At 52.1% G+C, this 15,187-nt stretch carries 14 protein-coding genes; 11 read left to right on the top strand and 3 right to left on the bottom strand.

The window, feature by feature from the left end; all coding sequences use genetic code 11:
* Positions 1–153: 153 nt before the first annotated feature.
* Both ACJJIB_RS03320 and ACJJIB_RS03315 read left to right on the top strand, forming a co-directional pair.
* Entirely contained in the window at positions 154–843 is a 690-nt protein-coding gene (locus ACJJIB_RS03320; RefSeq protein ID WP_444887873.1) for a ComF family protein, read from the top strand.
* A 166-nt stretch (positions 844–1,009) separates the two neighbouring features.
* A complete protein-coding gene (locus tag ACJJIB_RS03315) occupies positions 1,010–2,155 on the top strand; it encodes a beta-ketoacyl-ACP synthase III (RefSeq protein WP_444887872.1) in 1,146 nt (381 codons plus the stop codon).
* 60 nt (positions 2,156–2,215) lie between these two features.
* Here the strand turns inward: ACJJIB_RS03315 and ACJJIB_RS03310 are convergent, their stop codons facing one another.
* Entirely contained in the window at positions 2,216–2,767 is a 552-nt protein-coding gene (locus ACJJIB_RS03310) for a PadR family transcriptional regulator (protein ID WP_444887871.1), read from the bottom strand.
* Between the two features lie 242 nt (positions 2,768–3,009).
* Here ACJJIB_RS03310 and alaE point away from each other — a divergent pair, with 242 nt between their 5' ends.
* The 5 genes from alaE to ppc all read left to right on the top strand — a co-directional run bounded on the left by alaE (position 3,010) and on the right by ppc (position 9,556).
* Positions 3,010–3,504: an L-alanine exporter AlaE gene (alaE, locus tag ACJJIB_RS03305; protein WP_252084304.1), complete on the top strand. Its 495-nt coding sequence runs from the start codon at positions 3,010–3,012 to the stop codon at positions 3,502–3,504.
* A 39-nt stretch (positions 3,505–3,543) separates the two neighbouring features.
* Positions 3,544–4,245, top strand: a complete 702-nt coding sequence (locus ACJJIB_RS03300; protein WP_444883594.1) for an aspartate/glutamate racemase family protein — start codon at positions 3,544–3,546, stop codon at positions 4,243–4,245.
* A gap of 386 nt (positions 4,246–4,631) precedes the next feature.
* Entirely contained in the window at positions 4,632–6,005 is a 1,374-nt protein-coding gene (locus tag ACJJIB_RS03295) for an ATP-binding response regulator (RefSeq protein WP_444887870.1), read from the top strand.
* A 128-nt stretch (positions 6,006–6,133) separates the two neighbouring features.
* Entirely contained in the window at positions 6,134–6,496 is a 363-nt protein-coding gene (locus ACJJIB_RS03290) for a DUF4870 family protein (RefSeq protein WP_252084301.1), read from the top strand.
* Between the two features lie 396 nt (positions 6,497–6,892).
* Complete coding sequence (gene ppc / locus ACJJIB_RS03285; protein ID WP_444883592.1) at positions 6,893–9,556, top strand: phosphoenolpyruvate carboxylase; 2,664 nt, start codon at positions 6,893–6,895, stop codon at positions 9,554–9,556.
* 268 nt (positions 9,557–9,824) lie between these two features.
* Here the strand turns inward: ppc and ACJJIB_RS03280 are convergent, their stop codons facing one another.
* A complete protein-coding gene (locus ACJJIB_RS03280; RefSeq protein WP_444887869.1) occupies positions 9,825–9,971 on the bottom strand; it encodes a hypothetical protein in 147 nt (48 codons plus the stop codon).
* Between the two features lie 66 nt (positions 9,972–10,037).
* Between ACJJIB_RS03280 and ACJJIB_RS03275 the strand changes: the two genes are divergently transcribed.
* Positions 10,038–11,246: a nitroreductase family protein gene (locus ACJJIB_RS03275; RefSeq protein ID WP_444887868.1), complete on the top strand. Its 1,209-nt coding sequence runs from the start codon at positions 10,038–10,040 to the stop codon at positions 11,244–11,246.
* Positions 11,247–11,398: 152 nt separating this feature from the next.
* Here the strand turns inward: ACJJIB_RS03275 and ACJJIB_RS03270 are convergent, their stop codons facing one another.
* Positions 11,399–12,646, bottom strand: a complete 1,248-nt coding sequence (locus ACJJIB_RS03270; RefSeq protein ID WP_444887867.1) for a DUF945 family protein — start codon at positions 12,644–12,646, stop codon at positions 11,399–11,401.
* Between the two features lie 760 nt (positions 12,647–13,406).
* On the opposite strand from ACJJIB_RS03270, the gene ACJJIB_RS03265 reads away from it, so the two are divergent.
* The 3 genes from ACJJIB_RS03265 to ACJJIB_RS03255 all read left to right on the top strand — a co-directional run bounded on the left by ACJJIB_RS03265 (position 13,407) and on the right by ACJJIB_RS03255 (position 15,185).
* Complete coding sequence (locus ACJJIB_RS03265; protein ID WP_444887866.1) at positions 13,407–13,826, top strand: hypothetical protein; 420 nt, start codon at positions 13,407–13,409, stop codon at positions 13,824–13,826.
* 92 nt (positions 13,827–13,918) lie between these two features.
* Positions 13,919–14,449 carry a GNAT family N-acetyltransferase gene (locus ACJJIB_RS03260; protein WP_444887865.1) on the top strand — a complete coding sequence of 177 codons (531 nt, stop codon included), beginning with the start codon at positions 13,919–13,921 and terminating at the stop codon, positions 14,447–14,449.
* A 139-nt stretch (positions 14,450–14,588) separates the two neighbouring features.
* Positions 14,589–15,185: a DUF1287 domain-containing protein gene (locus tag ACJJIB_RS03255; RefSeq protein ID WP_444887864.1), complete on the top strand. Its 597-nt coding sequence runs from the start codon at positions 14,589–14,591 to the stop codon at positions 15,183–15,185.
* The last annotated feature ends 2 nt before the right edge of the window (positions 15,186–15,187 follow it).

The following is a 15,187-nucleotide window of genomic DNA, read 5'->3' as shown; positions in this document are numbered from 1 at the left end:
CAGTCACAAGCTTACTCTCTCTGTTACTGGAGTTGGGGTGCTGTTTTTATGTATTCGGGCGGGGTGACTGCAGAAGACAGCAGTGGCAAACTCGACCAAACAGACTGGCCAGTTTAGCCAGGCCCCACCTGCTGTCAACTCAGAAGCTCTCTTATGGTTTACAGCCTGATTTCAGCTCGACTCTCCCGCTACCTGACGCAGTGCCTGCTGTGCGGCGATAGAGCCGGTGACTTTGGTATCTGTGCCAGCTGTATCCGAGACCTGCCCTATCTGGGCCAGGCTTGTGAAAGCTGTGCGCTGCCGTTGGCCTCCAGCGCACGCCTGTGCCCCAGTTGTTTGCGCCAGCCGCCGCACTGCCAGAGGGTTCAGGCCGCCTGGCAGTATGCCTTTCCGGTGAACCAGCTAATCCAGCGCTTCAAGTACCAACGCGACCTGGCCGCCGGCCATAGCCTGGCGCAACTTGCCGCCACTTCAATAGCCCCACACAACGAGCCCCCCGACCTGCTCGCCCCCATTCCTCTCCACTGGCAGCGCTACTGGCAACGCGGCTACAACCAGGCACAACTAATCGCGAGCGAGTTGGGAAAGCAATGGCATTTGCCAGTGCAAGCGCGACTGTTGCGCAAAACTAGCGCCACCCGCACCCAGTCGCAGCTGCGCCGGCAACAACGCCTACGCAACCTACTGCAAAGTTTTGCCTTGCGTGAATCCGTTGAAGGAATGCATATCGGGCTGGTGGACGATGTCCTGACTACCGGAGCCACCCTGGAGGCGGCGGCACAGATACTCCTGAAAGCTGGTGCACACAAGGTCAGTGCGTTCGTTTTGGCCAGAACGCCATGACTCTTCGGCGCGACCGCAGATAGACCGACAGTCACAGAGACGTCACAATAACTTGCCTTGCCGTTCTGGCAGATAAATCCCAAACAAGCCGGCACCGCTAAAGGCTAAGGTTTTAATCAGTGACTAATTGCTCGCAGGTGTTTTGCTGCGAGCCAGGGATTCAGCGATGAGTGAACACAAGTTGCCACGGGGCATTGTCATCAGCGGCACCGGCCTGTGGACCCCACCGGAAGCGATCAGCAACGAAGAGCTGGTAGACGCCTACAATAGCTACGCCAAGCAGTACAACCTGGAGCACGCTCAAGCAATTGAATCCGGCGAACTGCAGCCCAAGCCACAGTCCTCTGCGGAATTTATCGAAAAGGCCTCCGGTATCAAGAGCCGCTATGTGGTGACCCGTGAAGGAATTCTCGATCCCGCGCGCATGCGCCCCTTTATTCCCGAGCGCAACGACGACGACCTGTGTGTTCAGGCGGAGATGGGGCTAAAAGCCGCCAAACTGGCGCTTGAGAAAGCCAATAAACAGGCCTCCGATGTCGACATGGTGATTGTTGGCGCCTCCTATATGCAACGCGCCTATCCCGCCATTGCCATCGAAATTCAGGGCGCCCTTGGCATCGATGGATTCGCTTTCGATATGGAAGTCGCCTGCTCTTCGGCAACGTTTTCTCTGCAGCGCGCGGTAGATGCCATCTGTTCCGGCGCCGCACGCACCGTACTGGTGATCAACTCTGAATTGGCCTCACCGCAAGTGGACTTTACCGATCGCGATAGTCATTTCATTTTCGGAGATGTGGCGGTCGCCACTGTGATCGAGCGCCGCGAAACCTGCAGCGTAGACACTGCCTGGGAAATCCTCGGCACCAAGGCCAAGACCGTCTACTCCAACAATATCCGCTCCAACTTCGGCTATGCCGCACGCGCTGCCGATGTGGACCCTTTCGGCCCCGGAAAGTTGTTCCGCCAGAACGGCCGCAAGGTTTTCAAGGAAGTCTGCCCCATGGCCGCCGCCCATATTGAGGAGCACCTAGGGGAGAGCGGCACCGACCCCCGCGAAGTGAGCCGCTACTGGCTACACCAGGCCAACATCAACATGAATAATCTGATCGCCAAGAAACTGATGGGTGATGAAGCCAGCGCAGAACGCGCCCCGGTGGTGCTGGACCGCTACGCGAATACCGCTAGCGCCGGTTCTGTCATCGCCTTCAATCTGCACAGCGATGACCTGCAAGTAGGTGAGCGCGGAATTATCTGTTCCTTTGGCGCAGGCTACTCTATCGGCAGCTTGGTAGTGGAGAAAGTCGCTTTATAAGCTAGCACTCGACTCATTTCCGCACCATAGACACAAAAAACCGGGCATCGCCCGGTTTTTTTAACTGCTCTCTTCACATTTTTGTTCCAGTTGCTGCAGCATATTTTCCGCCCAGTTGATCCAGGTCTTCTCCGCCTCTATGCCTAACAGCAGTGTCTGGTGGGCCAGCCAATAGCGCTCCTGCAGGGCGGGGTCACTCTTAAGCACCCGCTCATTTTGTTCCCGATAATTCTCCAACAGCCCTCGGTGCCTGTGCAGCTGATCATTGAGAGCCGAGCGCAACTCCTCTTGGCTCAAATGGTGGCCGGCAAACATACGCACTAAAAAGGGTTCGCGAATCTTCTGTGGTGCCGCTGGCTGAATTACCCAATCGCGCAGCTCCGCACGCCCCTTGTCGGTGAGGCTGTAGACCTTTTTGTCCGGTTTGCCCTCCTGCGGTTGCTCCTCGCAATCCAGCAATCCTTCGTCGTGCAACTTGTGCAGCTCCCGATACATCTGCTGGTGGCTGGCGCTCCAGAAATGGGAAACACTGCGCTCGAAGCGGCGCTTTAGGTCGTAGCCACTGCCGGGCTCTATATCCAGCAGGGTGAGTACGGCATAGCGCAGGGACATGGCGGCTCCGATTCGTCTTATGCAAAGAGTTGCATATTAACCTCTGCGGCGCCATCGTGACCAGGAGGCGCGTCAGGCCAATAAGATAATTAGATTAATTTTCTAATAATTAGTAGGACGTTTATCTCGGCAGACCTCACCAGTCGAGATGCAAGGCTAGCATTTACGCAATTTGGAGATATAATCGCCGGCCTGCCGCCATCTTGATATGGCGGCTCGAGGTTCAAGAGGTTGTCTGCTCCATGTCCGCGCCCGCATTAACACCATCCGGCCCCGACGCCGAACCAGCCGCACCCAACTCGCGACGCTGGGATTTCCTGCTCGATATCTTCGCCATGAACAGTTTTTCCTGGGCCGTGGCGATCCCCATCGAGCTGGTGTTGGCAGGTATGAGCTGGAGTGAGCACCTGAAAGTGCGTCTGATGGCGCTGGTGTTCAATACATTGATCGCTCGCCCTTTCAGCATGTACCGCAGCTGGATTGTGAACCGCTTTGGTGGCGGCGGTTTTGTAAATGCTTACCTGGTAGACACCTTTGTCTTCCTCAGCTTCCAGTTTCCCCTATATATGGCCAATATGCGCCTAGGCGGTGCCAGCTGGGACGAAATTGCCACAGCCAGTATCACTTTTATGCTGATCGCAGGCGCCTTGGGGCGGCCTTATGGAATTTATCTCGACTGGGTGCGCCGAGTGTGGATTAATACGCTGGTTCCCCTGCTGGGCAGACGCGCCATCTAAGGGGCACCAATACTCGATTGAGCATTACGAGAGAGGAGCATGACTGTGTTGACCGATAACGCCATTGAAAAAAGTTCTATGACCATTGGCGTGGTCGCCGGCACCCCCACAGACACCCGCTTTGGCCTGGATTTCCTCGCCGCGCGTCAGCTGCGTGGCGTCGGTATGTCTCTGTCAACATCGCCCCAGGCACAGACGCAACTGCAAGCGCTAGAGCGCGGCGCTCTCACCCAGCAGCTGATCGAAGCGATTGAACAGCTGCATCAGGCCGGCGCCGAAGCCGCCATGATCTACTGCAATTCCCTTTCCGGTGCGGTGGATATGGAAGCGGTCAAAGCCACCTCGCCAATTGAGGTGGTTTCTCCCCTTGAGGTATACGCCGAACTCACCCAGCGCTATCGCAACTTTGGCCTGCTCGCCGCCAACTGCCAAAGTTGCGCCAATATTGAGCGTGAAATTCTCGAGCGCAACACAACCGCCAAGGTGATCGGTATCGGCAACCTGCAGATCGTCGAAGATATTGAGGATGGCCTCGCCGCCGAGATGATCGTGCGTCAGCACGCTTTGGATGATCTGGTCGCGGCTCTGGTGAAAAGCGGCGTACAGATACTGATTCTGGGCTGCACACATTTCGATTATTTTTATCAGGAATTGCTCGCCCATTGCGATGGAATTCGCCTGTTTCTACCTTCTGAGCGCATGTTGCAGTTATTGCAGGAACGCCTACCTCAGGCCGCTTGAATCAACCCTGATATTTTTAATTTTTTGCGTATTTTATCGAGGAACGCTGTGCCACCGATCTCGGTAAAATACGCCAACCCAGTGCAAAACCTCCCGCTATATAAGCCTATGTAATAGCGTGCAATTCTTCAGCATCAAGCCCCCCCCAAAAAAACCATCCTCTGTTTTTGGCGCAATAACTCTTGGCTAATGGCGATAGCGTTCATGCCTCTGACCGGATTATCCACCCGTTAGCCTGCCAGTCCTATAAAAATATCTCTTGTACGCCGTGCCATATTGCAGTATCAAACGCTCTGATCTTTTCGGGAGTATCGATCAAAACCTACCGCGAAAATCATACTGCGGACTGCAGGATTTAGTCCGCCCTAACACAAGTGGTTATAAGGATGATAAAAGCCATTTCTTCTGGGGGATTGCCCTCTCGTCGTGTTTTTTTTCACGCTCTGCTAGCCGGAGCACTACTGTGCGGCTCAGTATTTATCTCCACCACCGCACAAGCCATTGAATTAAATGCTCTACAGCAACAAATTCCTATTTACTGGTTGATCGCGGCGCTGATTTTAACTGTGCTAATTTGTGCTTTTACACTCAATAGACAACTGAGTCTGCGCAAATTGCGTAAAGAGAGTGCAGAGCGTGTCGATAATATCAGCGCTGAAAACAGTAATTTGTTTCAGCAGGTGCATAGCCGCAACAGTGAATTTCTCGCCCTAGAGAAGCAACTCGAAGAAACTCGCGAAAGCCTCGAATTACTGCGCCAGGAAAAATCCGATCTGCTCACAATAGTACGCCACCAATTGCACCACCCCCTGGATACATTGATGGGCACCCTCAACCTGATTGGACGCAGCGAGGACAACAATATCAAAGCGCTGGTTGAAATCGGCAAGCGACAGTTAAACGCCGCTCTCAAATCTCTGGACGATTTACGTCAGATCGGCAAGGTGGAAACCGTAGAGCTGAAACTTCCCAAGGAAGTGCTCGGCAATACTGGCAGCGGCCTCGCCATCCTGTTGGTGGAAAATAATAAACACGAATCCCTGCAAGCGCCGCTGGAAGCCATGGGCCACCATGTGCAAAGGGAGTGTAACGGTATCGACGGCAGCAGCGCCGCCCTCCAAAAAAACTTTGACTTAATTCTGAGCGACACCCATCTACCACTGATGGATGGCGTGGAGGCAGTACGAGAAATTCGACGCGAACGGGGCAACGATTTACCCATTTTCGCCCTGCTGCAATCTGCCAAAACCGGCGATAAAGAGCGCTATCAGGCCCGAGGTTTTACCGGCGTACTTACCCACCCAATTGCCGATCGCCAGCTAATGCAACTGATGCAATGGGCTTCACGGCGCACGCAGGGGACGTCACCACAACAAAAAAACCGCCCCACCCAGCTGCTCAACACCAGTGCTCTTTTACGCCAGCAGGATACTCTCGATCACCTGACCTTCGCCGAGCTACTCAGTGACCGCAGCGCCACCCTACCCAAGCGAATCACTGCGCTCACCAGCGCCCTCACCGGCCGCCACTGGTTGGATGCAGAAAAACAGGCGCAGGATGTCGCCCGGGCAGCGGCAGAGGTGGGGCTCGATAGCGTAGCCAGTCGTCTGCGCAGTCTCGCCGCCAACCTCTCCATCGACAGCGAACGCGAACACTGCCGTCAGCAGCGTACAGAATTACTGCAACTGATGCGGGAATCGGTGCGACAGCTGAAGGCATGGCGCGAGCGCAATGTGCACACCGAGTGGGCACTAAAATAACATGGGACGTTACGACACCCTGGGCTCTTCACCGACTGTCGTGTAAAAATACCATTCCAACGCAGTCAAGTTGAATTGCGCATTGGGGACCACACTATATTTTTCAGAGTCCACAAGAGAATAAAGTTATGTCAGAGCAGTACCCCACACGCTCCCAAGAGGCCCGCGAACAGAGTGGTCGAGATCTGGCCATCATGGTCTACCTGATCCAGGCCATCAGCCTATTTACCGCGGTTCCGTTTTTTGTTGGCGTACTGATTAACTATTTCAAGCGCAGCGATGTACGCGGCACCCTGGCGGAGTCCCATTTCCGCTGGCAGATCCGCACTTTCTGGTTCTGGCTGCTGTGGACTGTGGTTGGTTCTTTGACCTTTTGGGTTTTCGGTCTCGGCTATGTGATTCTCGCCGTAAATTGGATCTGGGTTATCTACCGGGTTATTCGCGGCTGGCTGCGCCTAGTCGATCGCCGCCCCGCCTATGACTATTACTAAAAACCCAGCCCGCGTGAAAATCTCGCGCGGGCGCTTCTGCCCTACGCAAAAAGGGGATATTTAAAAATCCCCTATAAATTTCACGCCTTCCTTACCAATTTACTCTTCGCTTTTTCCAATTTAATTCCCCTCCTGATGACCTCCCGCCTAAAAAAATCTGGTCGAAAGCTCTCTCTAATAGCCGATAAAATACCTGGCATGATATTTATACCTGCTGGATTATAAACTTTCTAAAAACCAACCTTTATCGTAAGACCTTTCCTTTATTTATCATTATTTAAGTAAATTTATTACTGAAAAAATCTTTTATTTTGGCAGCACAGCCTCCTTACGAAAAAATTATGCGAAGATAAAGCCCGGTACTTTCACCGGATATCGTTAGGGAGATAAAGGCTTGTGAGTCAGGATCAAAACACCCCGTTGCGGGAGGACGTCCGCCTACTCGGCGAGGAGCTCGGTTCGGTTTTGCGCGAGCAAGCCGGTGATTCGCTATTTAATACTGTGGAAACCATCCGCCAGGCCGCAGTGGAGAGCCGCAGTAGCGGAGAGATGCAGGTGGATCGCTTACACCAGCTGCTGGACCCTCTCGACGACGATACATTGTTGGAAGTGGCGCGCGCCTTTAGCCAGTTTTTAAATCTCGCCAATATTGCCGAGCAGCGCCATCGCGAACGCCTGCACCGGCAGCACCAGCGTTTTTCTGGCGACCCTGATACAGACCGCGGCCTGCGCCAGGTATTGGCGGAACTAAAGAATACCAATCGCTCAACCGACGATATACACACCGCACTCAGGGATCTCTCCGTGGAGCTGGTCCTCACCGCCCATCCCACCGAGGTCACACGTCGCACCCTGATCCGCAAGTACGACCACGTCGCCGATCTCCTCGCCGCACTGGACCGACCAGACCTTACTCAGGAAGAGAGCCGCGAGCTGCGACGTCATCTGCACGAGCAAATTCTCTCTGCCTGGAGCACCGATGAAATTCGCCGTGAGAGGCCCACGCCGGTAGACGAAGCCAAGTGGGGCTTCGCCACCATTGAACAGTCCCTATGGCAGGCAGTACCCCAGACTATGCGCGCCATCGAGGAGGAACTAACCCTAGCGGGATTACCGCCACTGCCGGATAACTGGGTACCCATACGCTTCGCCTCTTGGATGGGTGGCGACCGCGACGGCAACCCCAATGTCACCGCAGCGGTAACCCGCAAGGTCTTACTGCTGGCGCGCTGGATGGCCGCCGACCTTCTCTTGCGCGATGTGGAAAACCTCCTGGCCGATCTATCCATGCACAAGGCCAGCGAGGAATTACTGGCACAAACAGGCCCAAGCCATGAGCCCTACCGGCTCATACTCCGCCGGGTGCGCTACCGCTTGCGCAATACTCGCGCGCAACTGGAGGCCCGCATTAACGAACAGCAGGAACCAGCGGGTGCAGTATTTCACAGCGGTCAACAACTGCTCACTGAGCTGAACCTGATCGACCGCTCTCTGCGCGCGGTGGGGCTCTCGGCGATCGCCGATGGCCAGCTCAAAGACACCCTGCGCCGGCTCAATTGCTTCGGTATCACCCTGTTGCGCCTGGATATTCGTCAGGAATCCACCCGCCATATGGATGCCATCGACGCTATCACACGCTATCTGGGGCTGGGGAATTACGCCACCTGGGATGAGCAGAGCAAACTGGACTTCCTCCTGGCGGAGCTGGATAACCGCCGGCCATTAATCGATGAGGATTTCTACCATACGGATTTCTGCGATGGGGATGTGCGCGAGGTATTAGAAACCTGCAAGGTGGTTGCTGAGCAGGGCCACGAGGGGTTTGGTGCCTATGTGATTTCCATGGCGAAAAAGCCCTCCGATGTGTTGGCGGTCATGTTGCTGCAGAAAATTGCCGGGGTAAACCAACCTATGCGCGTGGTGCCATTGTTTGAAACCTTGGACGACCTCAATAATGCTGCCGACACCATGAGTACCCTGCTCAATATTCCCCAGTACAAACAGCGCGTGCTGGAGGGCCAGGAGGTAATGATCGGCTACTCAGACTCGGCCAAGGATGCCGGCTTCCTCGGCGCGGCCTGGGCACAGTTCAGTACTCAGGAGGCGCTCACCCAAATCTTCCGCAATCACGGCATTCCCCTAACCCTGTTCCACGGCCGTGGCGGCTCTATTTCCCGCGGCGGCTCTCCAACGCGCATGGCACTATTGTCGCAACCACCGGGCTCGGTGGCTGGGCGTATCCGCGTTACCGAGCAGGGAGAGATGATCCGCTTCAAATACGGCCGCCCCTCCGTTGCCGCCTACAATCTGGAGCAGTATGTGGCCGCCACACTGGAGGCTACCCTGATGCCACCGGCCCAGCCTCGTCCCGAGTGGCGCAATCAGATGGAACGCCTCACGGAAGTCTCGGTGCAAAGTTACCGCGAAGTGGTACGTGACGACCCGGCTCTGGTGGCCTACCTGCGCACCGTCACCCCGGAGACGGAACTCCGCCGTCTGGCTCTCGGTAGTCGACCGGCGAAGCGCAAGCCCGGTGGCGGCGTAGAAACACTACGCGCCATTCCCTGGGTGTTCGCCTGGACCCAGATGCGCCTGATGCTACCCGCCTGGCTCGGCACCGGCACCGCACTCGAACAAGCCCTTAAACAGGCAGACGAAGCCGACACCCTGGGAGAAATGAGTCGTGAGTGGCCCTTCTTCCAGGGCGTGGTGGATATGCTGGAGATGGTTTTGGCGAAATCCGATACCCGTGTCGCCTCCTGGTATGAGGAACGCCTCACAGACAACAAGGAGCTGATAGAGCTGGGGGAAAGCCTGCGCGAACGCCTGGCTCATACAGTGAGTGCTTTGCAGCAACTCACCGGTCGCGAAAGTCTGTTGGACAATAACCCAGTGATGCGTTGGTCCATCCGCGTGCGCGATCCCTATACCGATCCACTGCATTTGCTTCAGGCCGAATTAATGGCGCGTCTGCGCGAGCGGGAGAATGACGCCGTGTTGGAGAGTGCCCTAATGGTAACGATCGCCGGTATCGCCGCAGGCATGCGCAATACCGGATAACCGTTGGCGGGCAGAGCCCCCTACTCTGCTCGCCTACACCCTCGCCCCTATAAAAAGCCTGATACATGTCCAATCAAATCGAGACACTACCGGATACCGGAGCAACTCCTGCACAGCACGAAACATCACGCCCCCATACAATCGATAAGTGTCCATTTACTCTTCTGCTAGAACCCTTAGATCGGTATTCAGATCTCCCGAAATACAGAATAACTCCAACGGGGTATCAGCCAGCTGATGATCTATCGCCCATGTGAATAAACCAGTTTTACCGCCAAAACCGCCGGAACAGCATCGCCTTATTAACACCTGCGATACTGGCCATGTCCCTAGTTGTACAGCACCCATAACCATGAGCCATCCATTCGCTGATAACTACTTTAAACAGCTTGGCTTCATCGATGGTGCACTGCATAGAATCTCCTTTTCGATATAAACTGGCGCATAATGCAAGTGGTCATTTGCATTACAGGAGATGCCGATGAGCGACCCTGAAACCACGGCTAGAACCCGCAAATCAAAAGTCATTTACGCCAGCTTTGGACCCAACGAGCGGGCCATGGTCGACAAAGTGCATCCCTTTTGGCTTCGCCGCCTGTTTATTCGTCTTTTGGGTATAAAGTTGCAACTTCAATTTACTGGTTGGCTGCAGTACCTAATGCCTGTCCCAATCACTCTGGGCCTCTTCCTGTTGGTGGGACTCATATATCTAGTAGGTTTAACTGGACTGGCCAATGTGTTGATCTGGCTACCCTTGATACTAACGGCCATTATTCTTTTTGATATTGTGACTTGCCGTTTTTGTATCCGTTTGCCGGAACCGCTACCCAAAGCCCGCAGCCGAGAAGATATTTTCGCGCTGATCCGTGACCGTAGATCGTGCCGCGCCTATCAAACCCGTCCCTTAATCCCCATCCATGAGCAAGCACTAAAAGCTCGTATTGCAATTCACCTACAGCAACCACGTCTCGGCAATGCACCGATACGTCTGGAGTGGGTCAAAGCACCCATCACTGTTTGGCCGGTGGTCAATGCCAGATATTTCCTCGTTGCAATAGCCCCAGCGGAATACAATCGAACGGCCATTCTTGATATCGGCAGGACCCTGCAAAAGATTGTTTTAGACGCTACGCGAATGGGTTTAGGGACTTGCTGGATTGGTCCCGGAGCAGATCACCGCAGTGTCAAAACCCACCTCCGCGAGCGCTTTGATAAGAAAAAGGATTCTATTATTTGTCTCTGCGCTGTGGGTTACGAAAGCTGGTACGCACCATTGTTTATCCGTTTTTTTAACACTCAATTTCATAAGCGTCTACCGCTGTCCGACCTGTTTTTCGTAGATAACGCCATGAAAGAAGCATTAAAAATAGATAAATCGCCCTGGGAGGCGTTTAATCGATGTTTTGAAAGTTGCCGGTGGGCACCGTCTTCCTATAACGGTCAAACCACACGCTGTATTGCCCACAAGAAAGACTCTCAAGTGCGCCTTGATTTTTATGCGACAACATCTTCTAGATACTATGCCGCAGTGGCTACTGGCATCTGGTGCGCTAACTGGGAGATGGGGTGTGAAGCTCTAGGAATACAAGGAGAGTTTCTAAAGTTGCCCCCACAGGAAAGAAAAAACCTGCCGGACGATGTACTGCCACCTCACTATGATATTAGCTGGCTCAGTGCCCCTTTAATCTAACAGCAAGAGGATTTTTGCATTGTCCGGTCGATATAAATTAGGACGCAATGAGTCCCCGAGATACCGCCTTGTTAAAAAATGGATTTACCGGAAAGAGAAAGGAACGATCACATCATTCCTTTCTCCAATCTAACCGTTAAGCCTATCAGATTTTAAAATTGTCCGGTCAGTGCCATTAGGAACAAATCTGGTGGCAACTGCTGGCCATTCACTTCCAGGCGCCCGCGATTCACCTCCAAGTGCATCTGCAGTTCATCGTTTTGCTCAATCAGCAAACCGTATTGTCGCAACATCATTGCCTGGCCTACCAGCGGCGACTGCAGCAACGCCGATTCTGCCGCGCTCAGGGTCAGGCTGCCCACCAGAGGATTCAGCCATTGATTTAAAGCGCTGCCGTTGCGATGGCGCGGAGGTCGCTTCATTCCTTTCCAGTCAATATCCGCATCCACCAGAACCGGACCATTGCGAGATTCCACTACCAGCTGTTGTTGCAGGCGCAGGGGTGGACGCATATCACTCGCCCAATTGCGCTCCGCCACAGGCAGTAGTACACGTAAATAGTGGCCCAGATCGGCAGCCTTGATCTTAGGCAGGGTCATCTGTTGGCGCACAGAAGTAATAGGAGTGGCAGACTGCACACTGGGTAGCTGCAGATCACTCACCACTTTGAGGGTCTGCGCAGCGAGCATTTCTATATCCAGTTCCAGGCTAATATCCCGCAGTTCCGCCGGCCCCGAATCACGCTCGGCGCGCAACAGTGACAGATATAGCTGTGCCTTACCGCCACGGCGGGGCTCTAACTGAAACTCTCCTTTAAGCGGTTCGGTAAATAATACTTCCACGCCATCGCGCATCTGGGTCAGGCTACCCAGATCGATTACCCCATCCAACACCGCGCCGCTGTAATCTGTCGACACTGCAATCTCACCACCTGTAAATGCCAGCTGGCCAAAATCACCTGAACTTTTAAAGGGTTCCAGGCGCAGGGTATTGAGTACCCGGTTATCCGCTAAAACCAGGGTTTCCAAAACCAGGGGGCTGCTCTGCAAGCGGCCATAGATTCCCTCAAGTTGAGCGCGTAGCTGCGGGTTTAATTGCTCTAGATCTAGGCGGGTCTCGCTATAGATAACCCCCAGACGGGGCCCACCAGAAGTTAACAGCAATGGGCCATGATGAATTTCAGTATGCAGCTCAGTGGTGCCATTCTGTAGCGCCACCTCAGTATTGGTTTCAGCTCCAAACCAACCGCGTTGATAGCCGGTAGTGCTTCCCCCCTGCATCCTGCTCAGCTGCTGCTTCCAGACCTCCTCCACCTTGGGACCAATGAAACCTGGCGCCGCCAGGGCTGAAATTACCAGTAGAGCCAGTAGGATTAACAGAAGCCAACGCAAGAGTTTCATAAGAGTCGATCTAACAGCAGGATTTGCGCTGATGGTAGCAGATTATGGAGTTATTAGTGCGACAGCAGTAACAGGGCTGAACCTCTTTGCCTATTCCATAGCCCCAATGGGCGGTTCCCTTTAGCAGGGGCCACGCTAAACAACCAGATATAACGAATTGCCAGGCTTGATATAAAATAACCCCTAAATCTTAGGGTTACTGAATCTTAGGATTAATGATAATACGGCACGAGTGTTCGCTATAAAAAATTAAAAGCTAAAAATATTCTCCCCCCTTTTATAAGTGCAATAATTCCCACAGATTCCAGTAGCCAAATAATCCTCTATAACCCCAATATCTAGAGTACTTTGGCGCAGTCCTGCCGTATAATGGTATTCAAAGTTGTACCAATCAGAGAGATCTAATTTTGAAACCCGAGGTAACGTTACTAACCGTTAACGCTATAATCATCTGCGCCGCCTATCTCTATATCTACCCAAGGCATGCAGGCACTGACCTTAACAAGATCATAATTAATGACCTCTTAGCAACCGGTATCGCACTACTGATCGCCGGCGCTCTCTTTTGGGATTCTGGATACAAGTTCAATATGCTGCTATTTACTGCTAACTGGTTTGGATTTTCTCTAATCAGCTTTTTACTAATTGAATTACCGTTCTTTAAATGGTACTGGGATAAATACAGCGTTAGCTTGAGATAAGTTCTTTTGGCATCATAGCCAAGAAATGAGTAAATAAAGAAAAATATAGAGCACAGGGAATGAGTACTAGGCAACCTTATTTAAAGACGTTGGTTTTCTGGAGCATCCTACTTTTAACCTACGTGGTCACTTTATACCTTCCTGAATCAGAACCTTTCTGGAAAACAATTCTTATCACCACAGCTCTGATCTATCTAGCCACAAATCGTAAAAAGTTTCAGCAACCAATAATAGAAGATCCAGTTTCCTATGTAAGGTTTGATGGAGAGTTTATCTTCATTGGTGATCATTCAATTAAGAGATCAGAGATAAGGAAAGTTGCTGTCGACTCGGTTAAGGATCGCGGCTACTTTTCTCTCCCTTACAATCAGATATCTCCGGGAGAAATTCCAGAATTTACCTTTCCCTCCAGCAAAATCACCTCTTTTCGTGCACATCTACAGAAAAAATTTGATACAAACGTGGAATTTATTACATAAAAACCCATGAGAAAACCGTTCCAAAATAACTGAAAAATTTCATCAATTAATCGCCATTACTATCCTTACTTATCAGGAAGTAGATAATCACTATGAAAATACGTAAAGCCTCAAAGCATGATGTGCCCACCATCGCTAACATACATAGTGTCAGCTGGCAGGAAAATTATCGTAGCGTGCTTAGCAAACGGTACCTTGAAGATAGGGTTCCAATGGAAAGGATGCGACTCTGGAAAGATCGCTTTGAGCACCCTAAATCCAATCAGCAGGTGTTTTTAGCTGAAGTAGAGGGCAATATCGCCGGCTTTATCTGTCTATACATGGATAATCACCCTGACTGGGGTACACACCTGGACAACTTACATGTACGCGAAGGCTACCACTCAATGGGAGTTGGCAAAGCGCTCTTTATAGAGGGCGCGCGCAAGGCTTATCAGCAGGCTCCACAAAGAGGCATGTGCCTTTTAGTCAACCAGGATAATATTAAAGCGCAATCCTTCTACCAAAAACTGGGCGGGAGACAAGTACAGGAAAGTATTTGGCATGCTCCCGATGGAAGTAAAGTACCAACTTATTGGTATATCTGGGAGCAACTAAACGAACTGGTCGAGTTAGAGCAATAAAGAACTCAATCTATACATCATTGAATGCACATCCTCTGACCAATGCACAATAGATAGTATGGAAGAGATTTTTATCTATATTATTTTTAGCAAAGTGAATCCACAGAACAAGCAAAATATAGAAGGATAAGATAATAAGGTGAAAAGGTTGATCTTCTTTATTGGTATTATTTCATCCAGTAGCTATGCACAAAATATGACTTTGGCCGAAGCTGCTCTGGAGCGAACCTATCATAAGGTGCGCTATGATCCTGCTTATGTGTCTATCTCCTATCCAAATGGAGATGTGCCGGCTGATACCGGTGTTTGTACCGACGTAGTGATTCGATCATATAGGAAGCTGGGGATCGATTTGCAAAAAGAAGTTCACGAGGATATCTCGGGTCATTTTCAAGCCTACCCGTCTAAACGCATATGGGGACTTTCCAGGCCAGATAAAAATATTGATCACCGGCGAGTACCCAATCTACAGGCTTTTTTTACTCGCAAAGGGCAATCGCTCTCAATAAGTGACAAGGCAGAGGATTATCTACCAGGGGACATCGTTACCTGGATGCTGCCCGGTAATTTACCGCATATCGGTATTGTGACTGCGAAACGCTCACAAAAAACCAACCGGTACTTGGTCGCACACAATATCGGGGCTGGACCCGTGCTCGAAGATATGCTGTTTTCCTTTAAAATTACCGGGCATTACCGATACAATACGGGTCAGGCAACCGAAAAGATTGAGTAGCA

The organism is Microbulbifer mixtoriginis (SeqCode) (assembly GCF_052467705.1).
The sequence above is the reverse complement of the archived record's forward strand: the minus strand, read 5'-3'. Positions and strand labels throughout refer to the sequence as shown.

What these genes read in the sequence shown, in the direction of transcription:
- ACJJIB_RS03280 (WP_444887869.1), bottom strand. Translation starts at nt 9,971, where the DNA reads ATGCAGTGCACCATCGATGAAGCCAAGCTGTTTAAAGTAGTTATCAGC.
- ACJJIB_RS03320 (WP_444887873.1), top strand. Translation starts at nt 154, where the DNA reads ATGGTTTACAGCCTGATTTCAGCTCGACTCTCCCGCTACCTGACGCAG.
- ACJJIB_RS03290 (WP_252084301.1), top strand. Translation starts at nt 6,134, where the DNA reads ATGTCAGAGCAGTACCCCACACGCTCCCAAGAGGCCCGCGAACAGAGT.
- ACJJIB_RS03310 (WP_444887871.1), bottom strand. Translation starts at nt 2,767, where the DNA reads ATGTCCCTGCGCTATGCCGTACTCACCCTGCTGGATATAGAGCCCGGC.
- ACJJIB_RS03275 (WP_444887868.1), top strand. Translation starts at nt 10,038, where the DNA reads ATGAGCGACCCTGAAACCACGGCTAGAACCCGCAAATCAAAAGTCATT.
- ACJJIB_RS03300 (WP_444883594.1), top strand. Translation starts at nt 3,544, where the DNA reads ATGACTGTGTTGACCGATAACGCCATTGAAAAAAGTTCTATGACCATT.
- ACJJIB_RS03295 (WP_444887870.1), top strand. Translation starts at nt 4,632, where the DNA reads ATGATAAAAGCCATTTCTTCTGGGGGATTGCCCTCTCGTCGTGTTTTT.
- alaE (WP_252084304.1), top strand. Translation starts at nt 3,010, where the DNA reads ATGTCCGCGCCCGCATTAACACCATCCGGCCCCGACGCCGAACCAGCC.
- ACJJIB_RS03270 (WP_444887867.1), bottom strand. Translation starts at nt 12,646, where the DNA reads ATGAAACTCTTGCGTTGGCTTCTGTTAATCCTACTGGCTCTACTGGTA.
- ACJJIB_RS03265 (WP_444887866.1), top strand. Translation starts at nt 13,407, where the DNA reads ATGAGTACTAGGCAACCTTATTTAAAGACGTTGGTTTTCTGGAGCATC.
- ACJJIB_RS03315 (WP_444887872.1), top strand. Translation starts at nt 1,010, where the DNA reads ATGAGTGAACACAAGTTGCCACGGGGCATTGTCATCAGCGGCACCGGC.
- ACJJIB_RS03260 (WP_444887865.1), top strand. Translation starts at nt 13,919, where the DNA reads ATGAAAATACGTAAAGCCTCAAAGCATGATGTGCCCACCATCGCTAAC.